The organism is Streptomyces hokutonensis (genome assembly GCF_042751305.1).
Classification (GTDB): domain Bacteria; phylum Actinomycetota; class Actinomycetes; order Streptomycetales; family Streptomycetaceae; genus Streptomyces; species Streptomyces hokutonensis_A.
The window spans coordinates 33,841-56,974 of record NZ_JBHYWD010000036.1 but is presented as its reverse complement, the minus strand read 5'-3'; the positions used below and the strand labels follow the sequence as shown (position 1 = coordinate 56,974).

The window sequence follows — 23,134 nt, the reverse complement described above, 5'->3', positions numbered from 1 at the left end:
CGATCCGTCCATCGCTGGAGGGAGTCACTCCTCGGGTAGCAGGGGGCCTCGGAAGACAGGGGGGAACACCGGTGGCGGAGGCGTGAGGAAAAACGCCACCGACAACAGATTAATCAAGACATGGCCATCTACGGCAGATCCCTTGTCGAGTGGGCCTCGGTGAGCGCCCGCAGAGTGCGCGCGTCGGCGATGGCGCGCTCCTTGGCGATGCCGGGCTGGATGCCGAGAACGGGCAGGCTGGTGCCGTCGCTGAGGTTGAGGAACACCCAGGGGTCACCCGGGCGGAGGTTCACCTGGAGGATCTCGGCCCACTCCAGACGGCGCCTGCTGACGATGTTCACGACGGTCACCCCGGACTCGTCGGCGACGACCTTCACCCGGGCCAGGACGGCCAGCACGCCGAAGAGCAGGGCACCGGTGAAGACGAAGCTGAGCTTCTCCCCTGGGGTGAGCTGCTCCAGGAGCATCGCGACGGTCGTGATGACGACGAAGATCGCGACGCCCGCTGTGAGCAGCACGGCCCGGGTACGGCCCGGCCGGAACGTGACCGGTAGGGCGGGGAGTTGAGACATGGCTGGCGTGTTCCTCGACGTACTTCTCGACGTGTTTCTCAGAGCCGGCAGGCGTGGATGGCCGTCGTCAGGATGGCACGGGCGCCGATGTCGTAGAGGTCGTCCATGATCCGCTGCGCCTCCTTGGCGGGGACCATCGCACGTACGGCGACCCAGCCCTCGTTGTGCAGCGGGGAGACGGTCGGGGACTCCAGCCCGGGGGTGAGCGCGACTGCCTTCTCCAGCTGCTCGACCCGGCAGTCGTAGTCCATCATCACGTACGTCCGGGCGACCAGGACGCCCTGGAGGCGGCGCAGGAACTGCTGGACCTTGGGCTCCTCGACCTCGGCGCCCTTGCGGCGGATGACGACGGCCTCGGACTTCATGATGGGCTCGCCGAAGACCTCGAGGCCCGCGTTGCGCAGGCTGGTGCCGGTCTCGACGACGTCCGCGATGACCTCGGCGACACCGAGTTCGATGGCCGTTTCCACGGCGCCGTCCAAGTGGACCACGGAGGCGTCGATGCCGTTGTCGGCGAGGTGGCCCGCGACGATGCCCTCGTACGAGGTGGCGACCGTCTTGCCCTTCAGGTCCTCCACGCTGCTCGCCGCGCCGGGCTTTGAGGCGAAGCGGAACGTGGAACGGGCGAAGCCGAGCGGGAGGATCTCCTCGGCGGAGGCCGCGGAGTCGATGAGCAGGTCGCGGCCGGTGATGCCGATGTCGAGGCGGCCCGACGAGACGTAGATCGCGATGTCGCGGGGGCGGAGGTAGAAGAACTCCACCTCGTTGACCGGGTCGACGATCCGCAGTTCCTTCGACTCCCGGCGCTGCTGGTAGCCGGCCTCATGCAGCATGTCCGCCGCAGGTCCTGACAGGGAACCCTTGTTGGGGACGGCGATGCGCAGCATGAGGTCGGCTTCCTTCGCGTGAAAAGGGGTGAAGTGTCGCAAACGGTTCTGAAGGTGTTTTTACAGGTGGGCGTAGACGTCGTCCAGCGAGATTCCGCGGGCGACCATCATCACCTGGACGTGGTAGAGCAGCTGCGAGATCTCCTCGGCGGCCGCCTCCTTGCCCTCGTACTCGGCGGCCATCCAGACCTCGGCGGCCTCTTCGACGACCTTCTTGCCGATGGCATGGACGCCCTTGCCGACCAGCTCTGCGGTGCGGGAAGTGGCGGGGTCGCCCGTGGCGGCCTTCTGCTGGAGCTCGGTGAAGAGCTCCTCGAACGTCTTATTGGACATGGTGCTGCCCACCCTATTGCAAACAATCGTGGGCTTAACGCCACGGTTCAGATACTGAGCGGAGGGTGGCCGCCGTCGCCACGGCCGCCGTCACCGCCTCGTGCCCCTTGTCCTCGTTCGAGCCCTCCAGACCGGCCCGGTCGAGGGCCTGCTCCTCGGTGTCGCAGGTCAGGACGCCCATGCCGACGGGGACGCCAGTCTCGACGGAGACCTGGGTGAGGCCTTGGACCACGCCCTGGCACACGTACTCGAAGTGCGGGGTGCCACCGCGGATGACGACACCGAGGGCGACGATCGCGTCGTAGCCCCGGCCCGCCAACACCTTTGCCACGACCGGGAGTTCCCAGCTGCCGGGGACCCGGAGCAGGGTCGGCTCGTCGATCCCCAGGTCGTGCAGGGCGCGCAGGGCGCCGTCCACCAGACCGTCCATCACCTTTTCGTGCCACTGTGCCGCGATGACGGCGACCCGCAGGTCTCCGACGTTGCGTACGGACAGTTCCGGTGCGCCCTTGCCGCTCACGTACGTCTCTCCTCGTCGCTCTCTTACTGGTTACTGGTTGCCGCAGGTGGACACGGGGGCCGGGTCCAGCCAGGGCAGGTCGTGGCCCATCCGGTCCCGCTTGGTGCGCAGGTAGCGGAGGTTGTGCTCGCCCGCCTGTATCGGCATCGGCTCCCGGCCGGTCACCTTGAGGCCGTGCCGGACGAGCGCGTCGGTCTTGTCGGGGTTGTTGGTCATCAGGCGCAGGCTGCGGACCCCGAGGTCCTCCAGGATCTGCGCGCCGGCGCCGTAGTCCCGGGCGTCGGCGGGCAGGCCGAGTTCGAGGTTGGCGTCGAGGGTGTCCCGGCCGCGCTCCTGGAGTTCGTACGCACGGAGCTTGGAGAGCAGGCCGATGCCGCGCCCCTCGTGGCCGCGCAGGTAGACCACCACTCCCCTGCCCTCCTCCTGGATGCGCTCCAGGGAGGCCTCCAGCTGGGGGCCGCAGTCGCAGCGCAGGGAGTGGAAGACGTCGCCGGTGAGGCACTCGGAGTGGACGCGGACGAGGACGTCCTCGCCTTCGCCGATCTCGCCGTGGACAAGGGCGACGTGCTCGACGCCGTCGACGGTGGAGCGGTAGCCGTAGGCGGTGAACTGGCCGTGGCGGGTGGGGAGTTGGACCTCGGCCTCACGGCGGACGGTGGGTTCGGCGGTCTGCCGGTAGGTGATCAGGTCCTCGATGGAGATGATCGTCAGGCCGTGCTTGCGGGCGAACGGGATCAGTTCGGGGAGGCGGAGCATACGGCCGTCCTCGCCCGCGATCTCGACGATCGCGCCGGCCGGACGCAGCCCCGCGAGGCGGGCGAGGTCGACGGCGGCCTCGGTGTGGCCGTTGCGTGTCAGCACTCCGCCGGAGCGGGCGCGCAGCGGGAAGATGTGGCCGGGGCGGACGAAGTCGTCGGCCTCGGTGGTGCCGCTCGCGAGGAGCCTGAGCGTGGTCGCGCGGTCGGAGGCCGAGATACCGGTGGTCACGCCGTGGGCGGCGGACGCGTCCACCGACACGGTGAACGCGGTCTTCATCGACTCGGTGTTGTCCTCGACCATCTGCGGGAGCCGGAGCCGGTCCAGCTCGTCGCCCTCCATGGGGGCGCAGATCAGGCCTCGGCACTCGCTCATCATGAAGGCGACGATCTCGGGGGTGGCCTTCTCGGCGGCGATGACGAGGTCGCCCTCGTTCTCGCGGTCCTCGTCGTCGACGACCACGACCGGGCGGCCGGCCGCGATGTCGGCGATGGCCTGCTCGACCGGGTCGAGCGAGAAGTCCTCGAAACCGTCGGTGCTGTACAGGATCGGTGCCGCTGTCATGCCGGCGCTCCTTCCAGGACGGGCTGCGGGGCCTTGCGGGAGCGCAGCCACCAGTCGCGCATGCCCCACAGGACGAGTGCGCCGTAGATGACGTAGACGAAGCCGGAGAAGGCGAAGCCGTTGGCGAAGTTGAGGGGGACGCCGACGACGTCGACCAGGAGCCAGGCGAACCAGAACTCGACCATGCCGCGGGCCTGGGCGTACATGGCGACGATCGTGCCGACGAAGATGTAGGCGTCGGGCCACGGGTCCCAGGAGAGCGAGGGGTACGCCTTGAAGAGGGCGGCCACCGCGACCGTTCCCACGGCGGCGGAGGCGACGAGGATCGCGCGCTCGCGCCAGGTGGCGAAGCGGGGGGTGATGTGGCCGTCGGCGGAGTCGCCCTGTCCGCGGTTCCACTGCCACCAGCCGTAGACCGCGACGACCATGACGACGAGCTGCTTGCCGGCGCTGCCGGAGAGGTGGGCGGTGGCGAAGGCGGCGAACAGGATGACGCCGGAGACGAACTGCGTGGGCCAGCTCCAGATCGAGCGCCGCCAGCCGAAGGCCAGGGCGATCAGGCCGACGACGTTGCCGATCATGTCCGACCACTTGATGTGCTGGCCGAACAGGACGAACGCCTCGGAGTTGAGCCAGTTCACGGGGTCACCTCGCGGTCGCCCATGAGCCGCTCGACGTACTTGGCGATGACGTCCACTTCGAGGTTGACCGGGTCGCCGGGCTGCTTGAGGCCCAGCGTGGTCAGGTCGAGGGTGGTGGGGATGAGGCTGACCGTGAAGTAGTCGGGGCCCGCGTCGACGACCGTGAGGCTGATGCCGTCGACGGTGATGGAGCCCTTCTCGACGACATAGCGCGTGAGGTCGGCGGGGAGCGAGATCTTCACGATCTCCCAGTTCTCGGACGGCTTGCGCTCCAACACCGCGCCGGTGCCGTCGACATGGCCCTGCACGATGTGTCCGCCGAGGCGGGCGCCGAGGGCCATGGGGCGTTCGAGGTTGACGCGGGAGCCGACGGCGAGGGCGCCGAGGCTGGAACGGTTCAGGGTCTCGGCCATGACGTCGGCGGTGAACTCGTCACCCTCGTGCTCGACGACGGTGAGACAGACGCCGTTCACGGCGATGGAGTCGCCGTGCTTCGCGCCCTCGGTGACGATCGGGCCGCGCAGACGGAAGCGGGAGGCGTCGTCGAGACTCTCGACGGCGGTGACCTCACCCAGCTCTTCGACGATTCCGGTGAACACTTCCCGGGTCCTCCTGCCACATCGGGGCACGGACTCCGGGGCCTGTCGAAGACGACAGAATGAAACGAACGGAAGCACCGAGGACGACGCCGGACAGAACCCGCCCACACAGGACGAGCCGATACGGCGGCGCGCACGAATGCCCGCCCGCCGCGCACTGCCTCCCATCCGGACTTTAACCGTCGGTCCAGGAATTCCACCTGGTCAACCGGCCGCTGAACTACACGGACGGGTCGCGGACTATAACCGCCGGTTCGGACTTTCACCGACCCCGGAGTGCGCTGCTTCTGGTACACGGCAAGTGTGCCACGCCGGGCAAGGGTCCATCCAGGTGAAGTGTGTGGGGTGGCTCACAGAGGGTGTCGATGGACTTCTCAAGCAGCCCTCACCTGCTGGATCATCTGGTCTAGTCCTTTTTGGATCTCGGACTCCAGACAGGATCCCCCTGGACCGGTCCGGCGGTGGTGACGACGGCCCTTGCCCACCGCCGGGCCTCTCAGCCGATCAGGCCCGGGCCCCTCAGCCGAACAGCTCGTCCTGCGCGCCGTCCTGTGCCGTCAGCAGCGCGCCGCGCAGCACGGCCGCGTCGCCGAGGACGCTGGGGCGCACCTCCACGGGCAGCGGCGACATGGCGGCGATCCGTCCGGCCACGCGTACGGCGAGTTCGTCACCGCCGGCCTGTCCGACCTCACCGCCCAGGACCACGCACCCGGGGTCCAGCAGAGCGACGACGGACGCGACACCGAGGGCGAGGCGATCGGCGAGGGTGTCCAGGAAGCGGGCGGCACGGACATCGGTCACCGTGGCGGCCGCCCACCGCACGACCTCCGCCGCGGTCGCCTGATCCCCCGCGCCACCGGTGCCCAACACCCCGCATTCCCGGGCCAGTTCGAGCACCGCCGCCGCGCCGGCCAGCGAATGGAAACCCCCCTCGCAATCCGTCGCCGACGGGAGTCCCCGTGTGCCCGGCACCGGCAGGAAGCCGAGTTCGCCCGCGCCGCCGGACGCTCCTCTGCGCAGTGCGCCGTCCAGGACGACCGCGGCGCCGATGCCCATGTCCAGCCAGAGGAGGACGAAGGTGTCCCGGTCCCGGGCCGCGCCGTCGCGCATCTCCGCCAGGGCCGCGAGGTTGGTCTCGTTCTCGACGACGACGCGGGCGTCGGGCAGCCGTTCCTGGAGGGCGCCCACCAGGCTGCGGTGCCAGGCGGGCAGGCCGGTGGTGTCGCGGAGTTCACCGGTGGCCGGGTCGATGAGGCCGGGGGCGCCGATGCCGACGGTGTGCAGACTGCCCCACTCGCGGCGCTGAACGCCCGTCTCCTCGGGCCCAGTTGGACCCGACCCCGCTCCCGCCTCCTTCACCGCACGCTCCACCAGCGCGACGGCCTGCTCCACCGCAGGGCCCGTACCCGCATCGGCGTCGATCGGCACGGACGCCTCGGCGAGGACCCGGCCGACCAGGTCGGAGACGAGCACGGAGACGCTCTCCAGGCGGACGTCCAGCGCGGCCAGATGGGCGCGGTCGCCGACGATGCCGTACAACCGGGCGTTCGGACCGCGCCGTCGGGCCCCCGACTCGCCGACCATCTCGATCAGTCCGGAGGCCGTGAGGCGTTCGACGAGGTCGGCGACGGTGGGCCGGGACAGTCCGGTGAGCTGCTTCAACTGCCCTGCCGTCAGCGGGCCTTCGCGCTGCAGGAGACGCAGGGCGAGCCGGTCGTTGATGGCCCGGGCGGTGCTCGGGGATGCGGGCATGCCGGGATCCTCCCAGATCGAGGGGGTGCGACGGGCGGCCGGTAATTCTCTATCTATCAGGCAGGGTTCCTGATAGTTTACGCGACGCGAGTGGGGACGGGGACCGACAGCGGGGTCGGGATCCGAACAGCGGGAGGGCCGGAGAATGAGCGAAGTGGTCTACGACCGACACGAGGTGAAGCGCGCCCGGTACGCCGTGGCGGCCGTCTTCACCGTGCACGGCGCGGTCACCGGCTCCTTCGCGACCCGGGTGCCATGGATCCAGGAGCACGCGCATGTCGCCGCCGGCTGGCTCGGATTCGCGCTCGCCTTCGGCGCGTTCGGCGCCTCCTGCTCGATGCCGCTGGCCGGTTGGATCACCCACCGCTTCGGCAGCCGTACGGCGCTGCGCGGGCTGATCTCGCTGTGGACGATGTCCCTGGTGCTGCCGTCCCTCGCGCCGAACCTCGTCACCCTGTGCCTGGCGATGTTCACGTACGGGGCGAGCGCGGGCATGTCCGACGTCGCGATGAACGCGCTCGGCGTCGAGATCGAGCGCCTCATGGACAAGTCGATCATGTCGAGTCTGCACGGCATGTGGAGCGCGGGCGCCCTGATCGGATCGGCGGGCGGCACGCTCGCCGCGCATCTCGGCTCGGACGCGCGCGTGCACCATCTCATCGCCGCCCTGATCCTCACGCTGCTCGGCGTGACCGCCTGTCGCTGGGTGCTCGACATCCAGCCGGGGGTGGAGGAGGAGGCGCCGCCCCGGTTCACGCTGCCGCCCCGGTCGGCGCTGCTCATCGGTGCGGTGGGCTTCTGCGCGGTGTTCGCGGAGGGGGCCAGCCTGGACTGGTCGGCGGTGTATCTGCACGACCAGTTGGGCACGTCGGCAGGGCTGGCGGCGGCCTCGACGACCGGTTTCATGCTGACGATGGCGGTGGCCCGGCTGGTGGGCGACACGGTGGTGAACCGCTTCGGCTCGGTACGCACGGTCCGCGCGGGCGGGGTTCTGGCCGTCTGCGGCGGGCTCCTGATCGTCGTCGCGGACAGCCCGGCGCTGGCGATGGGCGGCTTCGCGCTGCTCGGTCTGGGCATCGCCGTGGTCGTACCGCTGTGCTTCGCGGCGGCGGGCCGCAGCGGGCCGAACCCCAGCCAGGCCATCGCGGGCGTGGCCACGATCACCTACACCTCGGGGCTGATCGCGCCGAGCCTGATCGGCGGGGTCGCGCAGGCGACGAGCCTGGTGGTGTCGTTCTGCCTGGTCACGGCGCTGGCCGGTGGGCTCGCCGTCTTCGCGGGCGTGCTGCGCGCCGGGGACCGGGACCGCCCGAAGGTCAGCGCTCCGAGCGCAGCAGTGCCCGACCGGCAGCTCTGAAGTCCTCGCTCCAGGGCGCGGGGCGCAACGTCTTCGCGTCCAGCCGCACCAGCACGCGGGTGCCGGTCGCGTACGTCACCGAGCCGTCCGCCGAGCAGAGCCGGAACCCGTACGTCAGGCCGGTCGTGCCGAGCCGGTCCAGCCACAGGTGTACGGCGTACGTGCCCGGCTTGGTGACCGGCGCCTCATAGCTGATCAGCAGTTCCTTCACGACGTTGCAGGCGTCGCCGGCACTCGCCCAGTCGCCGTCGAACCTGACACCGTGCTCCTGCCACAGCTCGGTCCAGGCCCGCTCGACGAGCAGCGGATAGCGGGCGTTGTGCAGCATGCCGAGGGCGTCGAGGTCGTCGAAGTGAACGGTGACGGGGATGAGCCGGCCGTGGGTAAGGGCGGTGGCTGTGGCGGACGGCGATTCGACGGTCACGGCGGGGCTCCCGAGCGGTGCTGAGTGGGGCGGTGGAGACTGTGGGGACACCCCATTCTAAGCGACCGCTCAGGAACCCCTGTTCGAGAGGCCGAGGTCGGGCGGGCCTGTGCGGGTCGGGCGGCGGGTGGCGGGTGACGGGTGGGCTTGCGGAGGTCGGGCGGTCGATGACCGGCGGGCTTGAACGAGTTGGCTGGCAAACGACCGGCGGGCTTGTACGAGTTGGCTGACCCACGACCGGCGGCCTTGCGCGGGCCGGTCGGCCGAGGGCGGGCTGTACGAGCTGGTCGGCCGACATCAGGCGGGCTGTACGAGCCGGTCGGCCGACGGCAGGCGGCCCTGTACGGACCGGTCGGCCGACGGCAGGCGTGCCTTGGCGGGCCGGTCAGCCGATGGCAGGCGGCCCTTAGCGGGCCGGTCACCCAGCGATGGGCGAGCCCTCGTGGATTGGACCGCCGACGGCGGCCAGTCCCACGTGGATTGGCCGGCCGACGGCCGGCAGTCCCTCGCGCGCCGGTCAGCCTGCGATCGAGTCCAGCTGCTCGGCCGCCGGGCGCAGCGCCCGCAGGTCGCCTCCCGGCCGTGCCACCAGCTTCGATACAGCGGCAGCCCCGGCCCGTGCGTCGCCCGATGACAACCGGCGAGCCTGTACGAACTGGCCGGCCGACCACAGGTGAGCCTTCGCGTGCCGGTCAGTCGGCAATGGGCGGGGCCTCGTGGATTGGACGGCCGACGGCGGACGGGCCCGCGTGCCGGCCAGCCCACGACGGGCAGGCCCTCTCGCCCCGGTCAGCCTGCGATCGAGTCCAGCTGCTCGGCCGCCGGGCGCAGTGCCCACAGGTCGCCGCCGGGCGGTGTCTGGAGTTTGGGTACGGCGGACCTGGCCTGTGCGTCGCCCGCGTCTGCCGCCGCGTGCACGATGTCGCTCGCCGCGTAGCGGTAGAACTCCAGCTCCGGATGCGGCCACGGGACGGCTCCGGTCGCGGCGGGGAGCAGGTAGTCCACGGCCTTCAACAGGGCCTGACCGTCCGAGCCTTGATAGGTCCACAGGTTCACGCCGACATGGCGGCCGATGGCCGCGAGCCGGGTGTACGCGACCAGGTCGAAGGTCGAGTAGTGCCAACTCCGGGTCCGTGCCAGCTCCTGCGGCTGGCTGCCGTCGCCGGCGATCTGCGGGTCGATGCGTTTGGCGCGGGCGTCCAGCACGGTCCGTTTCGCCAGCGCCTTGTCTCCGGTCGCGTAGGCGAGGGCGGCGAGTTGCATGTCGTAGAACGTGCCGTGGTTGTTGGCGGCGGCGCCCTCCGCCTTGCCGAAGTCGCTGTTCTTCAGCCAGCCGAGGAAGTCGGAGTTCCACTTGGTCATCGCCGTGCGGTCGGTCTTCGTCCAGCCGGGGGCACCGGTGGCGAGGATCGCGAGGGCGTCGACGACGCTGGTGTACGACTGGGAGAAGTCGATGATGCCGATGGCCCGGCCGTCGTACTTGCAGGGGATGAACTGGGCGTGGTTCAGGTTGGGGTTCATCCTCGTGGCCGGGTCGAGGAACCAGGTGCGCAGGACCTGGCCGGCCTTCTGCGCGTAGCGCTTGTCGCCGGTGTAGTACCAGGCGAGCGCGAGGTCGTACGTCGAGTCGAAGACCTTCTCGACGTCCTGGCGGTCGGTGCCCGTGTCGACCTCGGGGTTGCGCTGGCCGTCGCGCTGGACGTACGGGCAGCCCCAGGGGTTGTCGGCGGTCGGGGTGGTCGTGGGCCACCAGTACGGTGCCTGGCTGAGGTAGTCGTGAACGTCGCCGCCGGGGGAGGGTTTCGGTTTGTCCACGACCGTCCAGGGGCCCTGATTCAGCCAGTTGTCGGCGCGGGTCGTCAAGTTGCCGAGGGCGCGCCGGAGTTGGGGGTCGCCGTCGTGCAGGCGGAGCTTGGTCTGCTGCAGGCGGGCACCGTCGAGAACGGCGGTGCCGGGGGCGGCCGACAACGGGCGCGCGGCGGCGGAGGGGACGACCACGGCGGTCAGCGTGGCCACCGCCGCGAGCAGGACGCCCAGTCTCGGTCTCGCATTCACCAGGGATCTCATCGGTGCACTCACCAGGCGACTCCGATCATGAATGTGAACGCAGTTCATGAGTGGGACCGTGTGAGCGTAGGACTGCCAGGTACACGTGGCAATGGTCCGGACCGCCTTCATATACGGAGACGGTGAGCCTCGCGACGGGGCTCGGACCCAGCGGCGCCGCCCCGCTTTCGCGTCGGCGCACAGTTATTTCTCACGCACGTGGTGTCGGGCCACGACCGCCGGGACAGCGGCACAGCGCCGCACGGGCATCTGATATATCGCTGGTATGCGCTCTGAATACAACCCGGCCGAGCTCGAACCCATCGCGGTTTATCGGCTGCTCACATCGACCGTCGTTCCGCGTCCCATCGCCTGGGTTTCGACCGTCTCCGCCGACGGCGTCGACAATCTCGCCCCGCACTCCTTCTTCACGATCTCGTCGGTCACGCCGCCCATCGTTCAGTTCACGTCGGTCGGTCGTAAGGACTCGCTGCGCAATGTCGAGGCCACCGGGCAGTTCGTGGTCAACCTCGCTCCGGAACCGCTTGTCGACGAGGTGAACAGGACCGCCACCGACTTTCCGCACGGTGTCAGCGAGTTCGACGCGGTGGGAGTGGCACGCGAGGCCAGTGCACGCGTGAAGGCGTCACGCGTCGCCCGCTCCCCCGTGGCGCTGGAATGCGAACTCCACAGCACCCTTCGGCTGGGTGACTCCACGGTGGTATTCGGACGGGTGGTACATATCGCGATCGACGAAACCGTGCTGGAGAACGGCCATCCGGAAATCACGCGCCTACGCCCCCTGGCACGCCTCGGAAAAGACGAGTGGAGCACCGTCGGCGATGTTCTCGACCTGCGCCGTATTCGGTACGCCGACTGGCCCGAATCGAGCTGAGAGTCCGAATTCCCCGCGCGAGAGCAATGGTTGTGCGGCCGTGGCAGTTGCCCGACCCACCCTCCCCCACACCGCCGAACGGCAGGTCGGGGACGGTGAGATGGGCGATCGGAAGCCCGTGGCCGAGGCCGCCCGGTAGCGGTGTCGGCCGTCGAATGTGGGTCAACGATGCGCGGGCCCGGCCTCGTACTCGGGTCGGCGATGCGTGGGCCCGGCGGACGGCATCCGCCGAACCCCGCGTACTACTCGAGCCGCCCCCACGCGGCGACCAGCTCCGACAGGTAGACGATCGCCTGCGCCTGCTCGCACGCGTGCAAGCAGGCGGCCGCGCAGCGTGTCGATGTCCTCGGTCCGGGCGTCGGCGGCACCGCCGCGCTCGATCAGCGGCAGGAGACTGCGCACGGTTTCGGCGATGAGGGACACCGCCGGGGAATCCGCGCCGCCCGTCGAGACGGCGACGGCGACTTCGGGACGGGCCAGCCCCGCGGACCACAGTACCTGGGCCAGTTGTTCGCCCATGTCGGGGTTGCTGCCGGCCTCTCGCTGCGCCGCGCAGATCCACTCGCGGCAGGTCGTCACCAGGGGCACGTCCGGAATGGCGCGTGCCCGGGAGATATTGATCTCCTGGAATGTCACGAGACCCCCGGGGCGTACACACCTGGTCAGCTCTTTCACGACCGTCACGGAGTCCGCGAGATGCATCAGGATGAGCCGGCCCACCAACGCGTCGACGGGTTCCGCGAGTTCGACATCGGGCAGCACATGGTGCTCGAAGACGACATTCTCCAGCGCGGCCGCTGCGGCATTGGCGCGCGGTCTCCAGTACCTCCGGATACATGTCGACGCCCGCAACGCGGCCCTGCGGGCCGACGATTCGCGCGCCGGCGAGTGACACTCCGCCCGTGCCGCAGCCGACGTCGAGGACGCGCATTCCCTCCCGCAGGCCGGCGGCCCTCAAGAAGTATTCGGTGAAGCCTCCGTACAGCGCGTCCTGGACATCAAGTCTGGCCGTCTCCGCGGAGGTTCGCCCCATCGCGTAGGTGCTGATGCCCGCCTCTGACATGTTCGTTCCGCCACCGTTCACAGTTCACGAGTACCGACCGAGACACCCGGGCGGTGACTCGCGCACGACTCCGCCAAGGCGTGGCGGAGCCGTCTTTCGTGCCGGCGCACAGTCCTTTCCCGTGGACGAGCGGATCAACGGGCCAAGTCATAGGCGTACGACGCCGTGAACGTGCCCGCCGCGCCCTTGCAGCCGTCCGACTCCCCCGGCAGTTTCACCCACAGATAGCCGTCGATCCGGTCCTCCCCGGTGTTCAGCGTCGGTGCCCGGCCGATCTTCCGGCCGGCCGGGTCGCACCACTGGCCGTCGGCCGGCGCGCCGTTGCCGTTGCGGCTGGTGTCGATGACGGCGCCCAGATCCGCGGGGCCGCCGAGCGCGTCGAGGACCTGACGGTCGTAGGCGATCTCGGCCGAAGTGGTGTGGAAGTTCGAGACGTTGCTGAAGATCCCGTCGGAGGACTCGGCGGAGGCCGCGCCCGCCTGCTTGAGCAGGGCCGCCTGCTGCCCGGCCGGATTCCAGTCGGAGTGGCCGGCGTCGTAGTACACGCGGGCCTGCGGATCGGCGGCCTTCATGACGCGGCCCGCGCGGGCCAACGCCTCGAAACGTTCGGCGCGTTGGGTGTCGTCGAGGCAGTCGGCCTGGGCTATGGAGTCGGGTTCGAGTATCACGACGACCTCCCGGGAGCCCAGGCCCGCCGCGAAGTTGTCGATCCAGCCGTCGTACACGGCGAAGTCGGACGCGCCGCCCTCGGAGGCCCCGCCGCAGTCGCGGTCCGGGATCGCGTACGGCACGACGACCGGCACCCTGCCCTGCGCGGCGGCGCCCGAAGTGACCGCGCGGACGCGGGAGGTGATGGTCGACGGTGTGAAGTCGGCGAACCACACGGCCGCGGGCTGGTCGGCGATCCGGTCCGCTATGACCTCGGTACGGGGGTCGTCGGGGTGGTCGCGGACCCAGTCGAGGACCTGGGACTCGGGGTGGCGGTAGAGGCGCGGGGCGGCGGTGGCGGTCCGTCGCGGCTTGCGTGCGGTGCCGGTCGTGGCGGTCTTCTTCGGACGGGCGGACGAACTCGCCTTCGCGGACGGGGAGTTGGACGCCGACGGCACCTCGGGCAGCGGCACCAGCAGCGTCGCCCCGGTCGCGTCGGGCCGCCGCGCCGAGTCCGCACCACTGCCGTCGTCCAGTGCCTTGATCATCCCGGTCACCGTGCCGACCGCGACCACGACCGACGCGGCCACGACCAGCACGCTCCGCCGGGCGGCCCGCCCGCGCCGCCGGCCACGCGAACCCGCCACGCTGCCGCCCCCTCCCGTGCGTCGCGCCCGTTCCCCCGTTCTGGGGAAGTGTCGGGCCCGCCGACACCTCGGCCAGCCTAGGACTGGGACGCTGCCCCCATGGGGCAATTGGCACACTTCACCACACCCGTGGACAAGGTCGTCTCCCGGCTGCGCGCGCTCGACGAGGAGCTGCCCGCCCGGGACGGGATCGCGGTGTTCAACCGCGTCTACCTCGCCGTCACGGAGGCTGTCGACCGGAGCGTCGACGCCGGGCGGTTCACGGACCCACGGGCCGCGATCACGCTGGACGTAAGGTTCGCCGAACGCTATCTGGCGGCGGTGGACGCGGTCACCAACGGGCGGCGCGCGCCCGCGTGTTGGCGACCGCTGTTCCAGCTGCGCCGCCATCCCGGCGTACGACCAATGCAGTTCGCGTTGTCGGGCATCAACGCGCACATCGGCCACGACCTCGCGCTCGCCGTGGTGGACGCCTGTCGTACGCTCGACTGCGAACCGGCCGACCTGGAGGACGAGTTCGACCGCGTGGGCGATCTCCTCGTGTCGCTGGAGGAGCGCATCCGCGAAGAGCTGATGCCGGGTCCCGACCTGTTCCAGATCGCAGATCCGCTCACCCATCTGCTCGGCTCGTGGAGCCTGGAGCGCGCCCGGGACGCCACCTGGACGGCGGCCCGGGCCCTGTGGGCGCTGCGCGGACTGCCCGATGTGGCCGAGGAGTTCACCGAACGGCTGGACTCGGCGGTGGGGCTCGCGGGCCGCATGATGCTCACCCCGCTGCCCGGCTGAGGTGGCCTGATCCGATCGGTGTGCGAGCCGCTTCGGAATCTCCCGGTGATCGCCCTACGTTGACGGCACGCCACCCGACTGCGAAGGAGCACCGGTATGACGACTCGGCTCGGCCTCAGCCTTCCCCAGATGCGGCAGTACAGCATCGGCGCGGACGTTCCCGACGTGGCCCGCACGGCCGAACAGATCGGCTACGACAGCCTGTGGGTCTTCGAGCGGGCCCTCTTCCCCGAGCCCGCCACCCAAGGCCTGTACGGCGTCCCGGGCCTGCCCTGGCCGGACGCGTACCGGAACGTGGCCGAGCCGCTGGTCACGCTGACCCTCGCGGCGGCGGCCACCGAGCGGGCGCGGCTGGGCAGCAGCGTGCTGGTGGCGCCGCTGCACACGCCATTCCAACTGGCCAAGTCCCTGGCCTCGTTGGACGCGGCGAGCGGCGGCCGGGTGATCGCGGGTCTGGGCACCGGCTGGTCGCTCGACGAGTACGCGGCCTCCGGAATCCGGCCGTTCGAGGACCGCGGCACTGTGCTCGACGAGTTGATCGAGGTGTGCCGGGCGATATGGGGCCCCGACCCGGTGAAGTACGACGGGCAGCTGACGAAGATCGCCTCCGCCGTGGTCGGTCCCAAGCCCGCCCGGCCGATCCCGATCATGCTGGCCGCGACCAACAAGAAGGCCCAGCGGCGGCTGGTCGACCACGCCGACGGCTGGCTGCCGGTGGGCATGGGCGCCGAGCAACTGGCCGCCCAGTGGCAGGAGTTGCAGGACCTGGCGGCCGAACGCGGACGCACCGAACCGATCCAGACGGTCGTGCGGGTCAACACCGTGTACACGGCCAAGCCCTACGACGGACCCGACCGCCAGCCCTTCCAGGGCAGCGCCGACCAGATCGTCGAGGACCTGGTGGCCCATGCGGAGGTCGGCCTGGAGGAGATCCTGATCGACCTCCAGACCACCCCGCGGGACGCCCAGGAACTCAAGGCCGTCGCCGCCGAGGTGTACGAGAAGGCGCGGGCGGCCGGGGTCTGAACTCCCGTCAGTCCTCGGGCAGTTCGACCGGTGCGATCGCGTCGTAGACGTCCCCGGGTCCGGGGTTGGTCGGGTCGGTCGCGCCGCCGAACTGGTGCATGACGCCCCAGACCGCGTTCAGCGCGGTCTGGACGGCGCCCTCGGCCCAGCCGGCCGTCCAGGAGATGTCGTCGCCGGCGAGGAAGACACCGCGCTTGTCCTCGGGCAGCCGGTCCTGCATGAAGTGGGTGAACAGGCGCCGCTGGTAGCGGTAGTGACCGGGCAGGTTGGCCTTGAACGCGCCCATGAAGTAAGGCTCGTTCTCCCAGGAGACGGTCACCGGGTTGCCGATGACGTGCTTCCTGATGTCGACCTTCGGATAGATCTCGCCGAGCGACTTCAGCATGACCTCCATCCGCTCGTTGGCCGACAGCGGCAGCCACTTGAGGCTGTCGTCGCACCAGGTGTACGAGAGGCAGATGACGGCGGGCTTGTCCGGGCCGTCGTCGAGGAGATAGGTCCCGCGCGTCATACGGTCGGTGAGGGTCATCGACATGACGTCCCGGCCGGTCGGATTTCCCCTGTCGTCGACGGCCTTGTCCAGCCAGAACGGGCGGTCGACCGGGACGAAGAGCTTGGAGCTCTCCATGTAGTGGGTGCGCTCGATCGCGGTCCAGTGGTCGATCGGGAAGAGCGAGTCGTCGCAGGCGATCTTGGAGAGCAGCATCCAGGACTGGGCGGTGAAGATCGCCGCCTGGTAGGTGCGGATGTCGCCGTTGGCGTCCGTCACGGTGATCCGGTTGCCGGCCGTGCGGTGCAGCCGGGTCACGGCGGGGCGGGGTTCGCCGTTCACGTGCAGGGACGCGAGCGAGGTGCCGTAGGGCCAGTGGACGATCTTCTGCGGCTCGCGGTCCCAGAGGCGGAGCGGGAGTTGCTGGGAGCCGCCGACGATGCCTCGGTGGTGGTCGTCGGCCTCGGTGTAGACGACGCGCAGGATCTCGAGGATCGAGTTGGGGAAGTCGGTGTCCCAGCCGCCGGTGCCGAAGCCGACCTGGCCGAAGATCTCGCGGTGCCGGAAGGACTTGAAGGACTCGGAGTCGCAGAGGAAGCCGTAGAAGGTCTGGTTGTCGAGCTTCTCGACGAGCTTCGACCAGATCTCGCGGATGCGCGGGACGTCGCGTTCGCGCATGGCGCGGTTCATGTCGGAGAAGTCGGCGCCTTCTTCGAGGCAGGCGTTCCAGGCGTGCATCACATCGCGGTAGACCTGCGGGAGATCGTCGACCGTCGTCGCGTAGTGGGACTCGCCCTTGAGGTCGACGACCGTCGAAGGGGTCGCCTCCGCAAGGGGGTTGGGGAACGGGCGGGTCTCGAGACCGACCAGGTCGATGTAGTGCTGGAGGGCGGTGGAGGAGGGCGGGAAGCGCATCGCGCCCATCTCGGCGGTCAGTTCCTCGGTGCCGGGCCCCTCGAAGCCGACCGTGCGCAGTCGGCCGCCGATCCGGTCGGCCTCGTAGACGACGGGCTTGAGGCCCATCTTCATCAGCTCGTAGGCGGCCACGATGCCGGACAATCCGCCCCCGATGACGGCGACTTCGGTGCCGTGCTCGGTCGCGGGTATCTGGCCGAGGCCCGCCGGATGGGCGAGGAAGTCGTCGTAGGCGTAGGGGAAGTCCGGCCCGAACATGGTGATCGGCGGCTGCCGCTCGTCGGCGTGCTGGACGGCGTTGGGCACCGTGGACGTCATGGGGTGGGGACTCCTTGCGGACAACAGGGGTGGCGGGGAGGGGACTCAGGCGAGGGAGCCGTAGAGGCCGGGGCGACGGTCCGTCAGATACGGGTTCGCCGCACGGGAGTTGGCCAGGAACTCGGCGTCGATGTCTCCGAGGAGCAGTTCCTCGCCGCGGCCGGCCTTGGTGCGGGCGACTCCGTCCGGACCCGCGAGCGTGGAGAGGCCGTAGAAGTCGAACTCCCCTTCCTGGCCGATGCGGTTGATGTACGCCACGTACATCTGGTTCTCCCAGGCCCGCACCGGGACCACGGACTCGGCGACCAGCTGGAACGGGACCATGTTCGCCGTCGGGACGAGCAGCAGGTCGGTGCCGGCGAGGGCGTGGGCGCGGACGGGCTCCGGGAACTCGACGTCGTAGCAGATCATCAGGCCGATGGTCAGGCCGTTCAACTCGGCCTGGACGACGGGCTGTTCGCCGGGGGTGAAGTGGGCGCGCTCGAAGTCGCCGAAGAGGTGGGTCTTGCGGTAGTTCGCGAGGCGGTCGCCGTCGGCGGAGATCAACTGGGCCGAGTTGTGGACGGTGTCGCCGTCGCGCTCCGGGTAGCCGTAGGCGATGGCGAGCCCGTGGCGGGTGGCGATCTCTGCGACCGTGTCGGCGGAGTCGCCGTCGGCGGGCTCGGCAAGGCGGCCGATGTCGTCGCCGATCGCGTATCCGGTGAGGAACATCTCCGGCGCGGCGAGCAGCGCGGCACCGCCTGCCGCGGCCCGGCCGGCGGCCTCGTCGAGGACCTTGAGGTTCTCGACGACGGAGCCGGGACGGCCGGAGCTCTGGAGCAGGGCGGTGCGCATGCGGGTTCCTCACCGGTACGAAAAGGTTGAAGAGGTTGAAGAGGCACCTTTCGGGGGCCACCTAGACGGTACGGCCGAGCGGCTGGGCCGGACAAGAAGGAGCCGTTGCGCGACGGTGAGCGTTTTGTTGCGTGCGGGTGCGGTGGGGCGGCGATTCGTTGCGTGCCTGGTGGGAACAGGTCGTTCCGGTGCGGCGGACCCGTTGTCAGTGGATCGCCGCCGCCCGTCCCTGCGCGACCCTCGTCACCCGTGGGGACGGGCCGGTCGTCGGCAGGTTCGGCGGTCCGCTGCTGCTGCCCGCCGACGTCCCCGACGCCTGGTTCCCGTTACTCGCCACCCTCGACTGCGCGGCTCTGCCCCGAGGGGGTGACGGGTCTCCCGATGCCGACGGAAGGCCGCCTGCTGCTCTTCGGGTTTCCCGAGCTGCCGGACCACAGCGCACGGGCCGGAGAGGCGTGTACGTCCCCGAGGGGACACCCGTCGAGGAGACCGTCACGCTCCCCGGCCATCCCCGTGCCGGGGAGCCGGCCGAGACGTGGGAGCAGACGTACGGCGACATCGTCGTCGACGGACCGCTGCACATCGGCGGGTACGCCTCCCACGAGTGCACGGAGACGGACCCCGTCATGGACGCCGCCGACGAGGCGAAGAACGCGCGACGGTTCCGGGGCGACGCCAGGGAGCTGCCCGCCCCCGAGGAGTGGGTGCTGCTCGCCTACCGGTTGGGCACCGCGAAGACCGTGAGGACGGCCGCGTGGTCCGAGGGCCAGCAGTTGGCGGAGACGTCCGGCCAGGGGCTCGGCGTGCCGGTGACGAACGTGCGGGAGTCCAGCACCGTCAGCCCTCGGTGCAGGATGTAGTCGATGCGGTCCTGCGGTTCGGGGCGCCCGCTGCCGTCCTCGTGCAGCGGGTGGATCGGCGACCAGGTGTGGCCGGGGTCGGCGGCCGGGTCCGGGTGGGCCTCCCGGTAGCTGTCGCGCAGGCCCGCGTCCGCCGCCGCCTTGGTGACCGGCCACTCGACGTCCGGCCAGTCCAGGTGCGAGGGGCTGTTGAAGTCGCCGACCAGGACCACGGGTACGGAGTCCTCGGCCGCGTCCGCGATCCGGTCCAGGGTGTCCCGCATCTGGGCGAGCCGTACCTTCTCGTGGGCGATCAGCTCGGCGGCCGGGAGCCCGTCGAAGGCGGATTCGTAGGGGCCGTAGGGCGTGTAGTCGAGGTGGCAGGTCCACAGGTCAATCTCTCGGCCGTCGGCTACGGCGATCCGTACCCCGGCGGCTCCGTAGAAGCCGACGTCCGGGTCGCCGAAGCGGGCGGTGATCGGGTGGCGGCTGATCACTCCGAGGTTCTCGCCGGCCCGGTGGTGGTGCCAGCCGAGCGCCTCGGCCAGTTCCTCGGCGGCTGTGCCGCCCGTCTCCTGGAGGCCGACCACGTCCGCGCCGGTCTCCGCGATGACCTTCAGCTGCTTGGTCCGGTGGTCGTCGACCTTGCTGCCGCCGAGCCAGAGGTTCCAGGTCAACACGCGTAGCTCGTGGGCCGTGCCCGGTGTCACCATCGCGCGCAGGTCCGCCACAGTGATGCCGGCGAGGCTCTCCCGTACCGTCCGGCCGGGGGCCGTGTCGATCGGGGCCAGCGACGGTACGGCGAGGACCGCGCAGCCGGCCGCCTCGGCGGAGCTGACGCCGGTCTGGGTGTCCTCGACGGCCACGCAGGCCGCCGGGTCGACGCCGAGGGCGCGGCAGGCGGCGAGGTAGGGGTCCGGGGCGGGCTTGGTGGGCCCGGTGTCGTCGGCGGTGACGGAGACCGCGAAGCGGCTCGCGCCGAGGGCGTCGAGGACGGTGTCGGCGACCGCGCGGGGGGACGCGGTGACGAGGGCCGTGGGGACGCCGTCGCGGGCCAGGGCGTCGAGGAGGTCGAGCGCGCCGGGGCGGGGCACGATGCCGGTGCGGACGCGGGCGGCGAACTCCCGGTGCAGTTCGGCCGCGAGGTCCGTCGCCGACGCGCCCGTGGCGGTGGCGAGCCAGTCGGCGGTGTGCTCGACCGGACGGCCGAGCACCTCCGACTGGTCCGCGTCGGTGAGGGTTCTGCCCGCGACCTGCTCCACCGCCTCCCACCACAGCCGCTCGGTGTCGACGAGCGTTCCGTCCATGTCGAACAGGACGGCCTGGAGCGGGAGTTGGGTGTGGGGGGTCACGTTTCTCTCTTTCAGTACGGGCACTGCAGGGGGGCAACTGCGGCCCTACGGGTTGATGCGTTCCGCCACGAGTACCGGGCGCTCCGGCAAGGACACCGTCACGGCGACTCCGGCGCCCAGCGCGGTGGCCTCGTGCGTGGGCAGGTCGGCCTTGACCTCGGTGCCGTCGGCGATCTGAACAGTGACACGAACCACCGAGCCGAGGAAGGCGGTTGCGACGACACGCGCGTCACCGGTGTCGTCGGCGCGCACGTCGATCGCCTCGGGGCGTACGAGCACGTCCACGTCGGGTCCGGCCGGGGCCTCGCCGTCGACGGGCAGCCGCTGGCCGCCGAGCACTTCGACGACCCCGTCCGCGAGCCGTCCCGGGAGGCGGCTCATCGTGCCGACGAACTCGGCGACGAACGCGGTCGCGGGCCGGCCGTACAACTCGGCCGGTGCGGCGCACTGTTCGAGCTTTCCGGCGCGCATCACGGCGACCCGGTCGGCGATGGACAGGGCCTCTTCCTGATCGTGCGTCACGAAGAGGGTGGTGATGCCGAGTTCCTGCTGGAGGCGGCGGATCTCCTCGCGCAGGGACAGCCGCACCTTGGCGTCGAGCGCCGACAGCGGTTCGTCCAGGAGCAGCACGCGCGGGCGCAGGGCGAGCGCGCGGGCCAGCGCGATGCGCTGCTGCTGGCCGCCGGAGAGCTGGTGCGGGAAGCGCTCGCCCTTGTCGCCGAGCCCGACAAGATCGAGCAACTCGCCCGCGCGGGACCGTCGTTCGGCCGTACGGACCTTGCGCATGCGCAGTCCGAAGGCGACGTTGTCGAGCGCGTTGAGATGCGGGAACAGGCTGTACGACTGGAAGACCATCCCGGCGTCTCGGTGGTGTGCCGGGACGTCAGTCACATCCTTGCCGTCCACCAACACCTCGCCGGAGGTGGGGTGTTCGAAGCCGGCGAGCATGCGCAGGGCGGTGGTCTTGCCGCAGCCGGAGGGGCCGAGCAGGGCCAGGAACTCGCCGGGCTCGACGGTCAGGTCAAGTCCGTCGAGGGCGACCGTGGGGCCGAACTCCCGGCGCAGGCCCCGGAATTCGACGGTGGCGGCGTTCTCCGTCGTGGTTTTCTCAAGCGTGGTGGCGGTCATGGTTCATCCCCGGGACTTGGCGGTTTTGTCGCGCCCGCCGACACCGGCGAGCGTGAGGAGGAGTGCCCAGGTGACGACCAGGCTGAGCACGGAGACGGCGACGGAGAGCTGGGCGTTGGACCCGCCGACGCTGTAGATCCACACGGCGAAGGGCTGGAAGCCGAGCAGCTGGGCCACGGTGAACTCGCCGAGCACCAGCGCCAGCGTGAGGAAGGACGCGTTGAGCAACGCCCCACGCAGATTGGGCAGTACGGCCCGCACGAGGGCCTGCGGCCAGCCCGCGCCGCAGCTGCGGGCGGCCTCGACAAGGGTCTTCACGTCGATGGCCCGCAGCCCCGAGTCCAGCGCCCGGTACACGAACGGCAGCGCCATCACGACGTAGGCGAGGACGAGGATGAACGGGAAGCTCGGGTTCTGGATGGCGACGAAGGTCTCGAACAGCGGGGTGCGGGACAGATAGTCCGGGCCCCACTTCAGGACCGTGGCGATACCGGCGACGAACGCGATCGGCGGGACCACCAGCGGCAGCGAGCAGATCACCTCGACGACCGGGCGCAGCCGGGGCGCGCCGAGCCGTAGCGCGACCATGGCCGGGACCATCAGGAGCAGGACGACGGCGATGGTGGCGGCGGCGAGTTCCAGCGAGAGGACCAGGCTGGAGGTGAAGCCGTCGGCGGAGACGATCTGGGTGTAGGCGTCGAAGGTGACGCCCTCTCCCGGCACGTCGACCGTGAAGATCACCGACGCGGCGAGCGGGACCAGGAAGTACAGGGCGGCGAGGCCGAGGACGACCCACCGCCAGATGTTCAGGCGTCCAGCCATCGCGCGCTCCGTCGTTGCAGGGGCAGGTACACGGCCATGACCAGGCCCGCGACCAGGACCATGTCGAGGCTGAGGGCGAGGGCCACGTTCTCCTGGCCGACCAGCACGTTGCCGGAGATGGCGTCGGCGATCTGAAGGGTGACCAGCGGGATCGAACTGCCCACCATGGCCGCGGCGGTGGCGTACGCGGCGAACGCGCTGCCGAAGAGGAGGACGAACCCACCGAGCAGCGAGGGCAGCAGCACCGGCAGGGCCACGTGGCGCCAGTACTGCACGCCGGTGGCGCCGTTGTTCGCGGCGGCCTCGCGCCACTGGGTGCGCAGGCCCTCCAGGGCGGGGGTGATGGTGAGGACCATGAGCGGGATGAGGAAGTACAGATAGACGAGGACCAGGCCGGAGAAGCTGTAGAGGTCCCAGCCCTTGTCCTTGAGGCCCAAGTGGGTTGTCAGCACACCGGCGTTGCCGAGGGTGGCGACGAACGCGAAGGCCAGGGGGACACCGCCGAAGTTGGCGAGGACGCCGGACGCGGTGAGGACGGCCTCGCGCAGCGCGCGGAAGCGGGAGGTGACGACGACCTGCGCGAGCGGGAGACCGAACAGGGTGCCCAGGGCGGCCGACACGGCGGACAGCTTGACGCTGCCGACCAGCGCCGTGAAGTAGGCGCCCTTGAGCGATTCGGTCAGGTTGGCGGTGCTGTACGAAGTGGCGCCCGTCGTCTGGTCCTTGACGGTGAAGGCGCCGTTCAGCATCGCGATGGCGGGCACCCCGAAGGCGACCGCGACGAACACGAGCAGCGGGACCACGGCGATCCAGCCGGGGACGCGGCGCCGGCCGCCGGCGCGCCCCCCGCCCGGCCCCCCCGCCCCCCCCCCCCCCGCGGCGCGCCCCCGGCCGGGGCCGCCCCCCCCCCCCCCCCACAC

The 23,134-nt window shown here is 70.5% G+C and carries 22 protein-coding genes, 1 pseudogene and 1 riboswitch; of the genes and pseudogenes, 4 read left to right on the top strand and 19 right to left on the bottom strand.

Annotated elements, in window-relative coordinates:
* Positions 1–128: 128 nt before the first annotated feature.
* From ACFXC1_RS48170 to ACFXC1_RS48135, 8 genes are all read right to left on the bottom strand, one after another.
* Entirely contained in the window at positions 129–572 is a 444-nt protein-coding gene (locus ACFXC1_RS48170) for a PH domain-containing protein (RefSeq protein ID WP_381255938.1), read from the bottom strand.
* 38 nt (positions 573–610) lie between these two features.
* Complete coding sequence (gene hisG, locus ACFXC1_RS48165) at positions 611–1,459, bottom strand: ATP phosphoribosyltransferase (protein ID WP_019066449.1); 849 nt, start codon at positions 1,457–1,459, stop codon at positions 611–613.
* Between the two features lie 60 nt (positions 1,460–1,519).
* Complete coding sequence (locus ACFXC1_RS48160; protein ID WP_018534786.1) at positions 1,520–1,792, bottom strand: phosphoribosyl-ATP diphosphatase; 273 nt, start codon at positions 1,790–1,792, stop codon at positions 1,520–1,522.
* A gap of 34 nt (positions 1,793–1,826) precedes the next feature.
* Positions 1,827–2,312, bottom strand: a complete 486-nt coding sequence (gene ribH / locus ACFXC1_RS48155) for a 6,7-dimethyl-8-ribityllumazine synthase (protein ID WP_019059681.1) — start codon at positions 2,310–2,312, stop codon at positions 1,827–1,829.
* A 30-nt stretch (positions 2,313–2,342) separates the two neighbouring features.
* Complete coding sequence (locus ACFXC1_RS48150) at positions 2,343–3,632, bottom strand: bifunctional 3,4-dihydroxy-2-butanone-4-phosphate synthase/GTP cyclohydrolase II (protein ID WP_381255934.1); 1,290 nt, start codon at positions 3,630–3,632, stop codon at positions 2,343–2,345.
* Positions 3,629–4,273 (bottom strand): nicotinamide riboside transporter PnuC, encoded by a 645-nt coding sequence (gene pnuC / locus ACFXC1_RS48145; RefSeq protein ID WP_381255931.1) that lies wholly within the window; start codon positions 4,271–4,273, stop codon positions 3,629–3,631. The genes ACFXC1_RS48150 and pnuC overlap by 4 nt, the downstream gene beginning before the upstream one ends.
* Positions 4,270–4,872: a riboflavin synthase gene (locus ACFXC1_RS48140; RefSeq protein ID WP_381255928.1), complete on the bottom strand. Its 603-nt coding sequence runs from the start codon at positions 4,870–4,872 to the stop codon at positions 4,270–4,272. The genes pnuC and ACFXC1_RS48140 overlap by 4 nt, the downstream gene beginning before the upstream one ends.
* A gap of 150 nt (positions 4,873–5,022) precedes the next feature.
* Positions 5,023–5,156, bottom strand: a riboswitch (FMN riboswitch).
* Between the two features lie 235 nt (positions 5,157–5,391).
* Complete coding sequence (locus ACFXC1_RS48135; RefSeq protein WP_381255925.1) at positions 5,392–6,624, bottom strand: ROK family transcriptional regulator; 1,233 nt, start codon at positions 6,622–6,624, stop codon at positions 5,392–5,394.
* A gap of 145 nt (positions 6,625–6,769) precedes the next feature.
* Between ACFXC1_RS48135 and ACFXC1_RS48130 the strand changes: the two genes are divergently transcribed.
* A complete protein-coding gene (locus ACFXC1_RS48130; protein ID WP_381255922.1) occupies positions 6,770–7,981 on the top strand; it encodes an MFS transporter in 1,212 nt (403 codons plus the stop codon).
* Here ACFXC1_RS48130 and ACFXC1_RS48125 read toward each other — a convergent pair.
* Positions 7,941–8,405 (bottom strand): acyl-CoA thioesterase, encoded by a 465-nt coding sequence (locus ACFXC1_RS48125; protein WP_381255919.1) that lies wholly within the window; start codon positions 8,403–8,405, stop codon positions 7,941–7,943. The genes ACFXC1_RS48130 and ACFXC1_RS48125 overlap by 41 nt on opposite strands.
* Before the next feature lie 789 nt (positions 8,406–9,194).
* On the bottom strand, positions 9,195–10,460 hold the full coding sequence (locus ACFXC1_RS48120) for an alginate lyase family protein (protein WP_381255916.1): 1,266 nt from the start codon (positions 10,458–10,460) through the stop codon (positions 9,195–9,197).
* A 277-nt stretch (positions 10,461–10,737) separates the two neighbouring features.
* On the opposite strand from ACFXC1_RS48120, the gene ACFXC1_RS48115 reads away from it, so the two are divergent.
* Positions 10,738–11,346 (top strand): flavin reductase family protein, encoded by a 609-nt coding sequence (locus ACFXC1_RS48115; RefSeq protein WP_381255913.1) that lies wholly within the window; start codon positions 10,738–10,740, stop codon positions 11,344–11,346.
* A 162-nt stretch (positions 11,347–11,508) separates the two neighbouring features.
* Here the strand turns inward: ACFXC1_RS48115 and ACFXC1_RS48110 are convergent, their stop codons facing one another.
* From ACFXC1_RS48110 to ACFXC1_RS48100, 3 genes and pseudogenes are all read right to left on the bottom strand, one after another.
* Positions 11,509–12,108 carry a hypothetical protein gene (locus tag ACFXC1_RS48110; RefSeq protein ID WP_381255910.1) on the bottom strand — a complete coding sequence of 200 codons (600 nt, stop codon included), beginning with the start codon at positions 12,106–12,108 and terminating at the stop codon, positions 11,509–11,511.
* Between the two features lie 94 nt (positions 12,109–12,202).
* Positions 12,203–12,277, bottom strand: a pseudogene (locus ACFXC1_RS48105) (hypothetical protein); the annotation flags it as partial.
* Positions 12,278–12,543: 266 nt separating this feature from the next.
* On the bottom strand, positions 12,544–13,656 hold the full coding sequence (locus ACFXC1_RS48100; RefSeq protein ID WP_381256012.1) for a glycoside hydrolase family 6 protein: 1,113 nt from the start codon (positions 13,654–13,656) through the stop codon (positions 12,544–12,546).
* Between the two features lie 147 nt (positions 13,657–13,803).
* Here ACFXC1_RS48100 and ACFXC1_RS48095 point away from each other — a divergent pair, with 147 nt between their 5' ends.
* Positions 13,804–14,490, top strand: coding sequence for a DUF5995 family protein (locus ACFXC1_RS48095; RefSeq protein WP_381255907.1), 687 nt, complete (start codon positions 13,804–13,806; stop codon positions 14,488–14,490).
* A 96-nt stretch (positions 14,491–14,586) separates the two neighbouring features.
* Positions 14,587–15,516 carry an LLM class F420-dependent oxidoreductase gene (locus ACFXC1_RS48090; RefSeq protein ID WP_381255904.1) on the top strand — a complete coding sequence of 310 codons (930 nt, stop codon included), beginning with the start codon at positions 14,587–14,589 and terminating at the stop codon, positions 15,514–15,516.
* 7 nt (positions 15,517–15,523) lie between these two features.
* On the opposite strand, the gene ACFXC1_RS48085 is transcribed toward ACFXC1_RS48090, so the two are convergent.
* The 6 genes from ACFXC1_RS48085 to ACFXC1_RS48060 form a co-directional block, all read right to left on the bottom strand.
* Positions 15,524–17,239 (bottom strand): flavin monoamine oxidase family protein, encoded by a 1,716-nt coding sequence (locus tag ACFXC1_RS48085; protein ID WP_381255901.1) that lies wholly within the window; start codon positions 17,237–17,239, stop codon positions 15,524–15,526.
* Between the two features lie 45 nt (positions 17,240–17,284).
* A complete protein-coding gene (locus ACFXC1_RS48080; RefSeq protein WP_381255898.1) occupies positions 17,285–18,073 on the bottom strand; it encodes a carbon-nitrogen hydrolase family protein in 789 nt (262 codons plus the stop codon).
* A gap of 715 nt (positions 18,074–18,788) precedes the next feature.
* The gene (locus ACFXC1_RS48075; RefSeq protein WP_381255895.1) at positions 18,789–20,264 is read right to left on the bottom strand and encodes an HAD-IA family hydrolase; all 1,476 of its coding nucleotides are present in this window, start codon (positions 20,262–20,264) and stop codon (positions 18,789–18,791) included.
* Between the two features lie 45 nt (positions 20,265–20,309).
* On the bottom strand, positions 20,310–21,392 hold the full coding sequence (locus ACFXC1_RS48070) for an ABC transporter ATP-binding protein (RefSeq protein ID WP_381255892.1): 1,083 nt from the start codon (positions 21,390–21,392) through the stop codon (positions 20,310–20,312).
* Between the two features lie 3 nt (positions 21,393–21,395).
* Positions 21,396–22,214, bottom strand: coding sequence for an ABC transporter permease (locus tag ACFXC1_RS48065; protein ID WP_019066429.1), 819 nt, complete (start codon positions 22,212–22,214; stop codon positions 21,396–21,398).
* Complete coding sequence (locus ACFXC1_RS48060; RefSeq protein WP_381256009.1) at positions 22,199–23,023, bottom strand: ABC transporter permease; 825 nt, start codon at positions 23,021–23,023, stop codon at positions 22,199–22,201. The genes ACFXC1_RS48065 and ACFXC1_RS48060 overlap by 16 nt, the downstream gene beginning before the upstream one ends.
* Between the last annotated feature and the right edge of the window lie 111 nt (positions 23,024–23,134).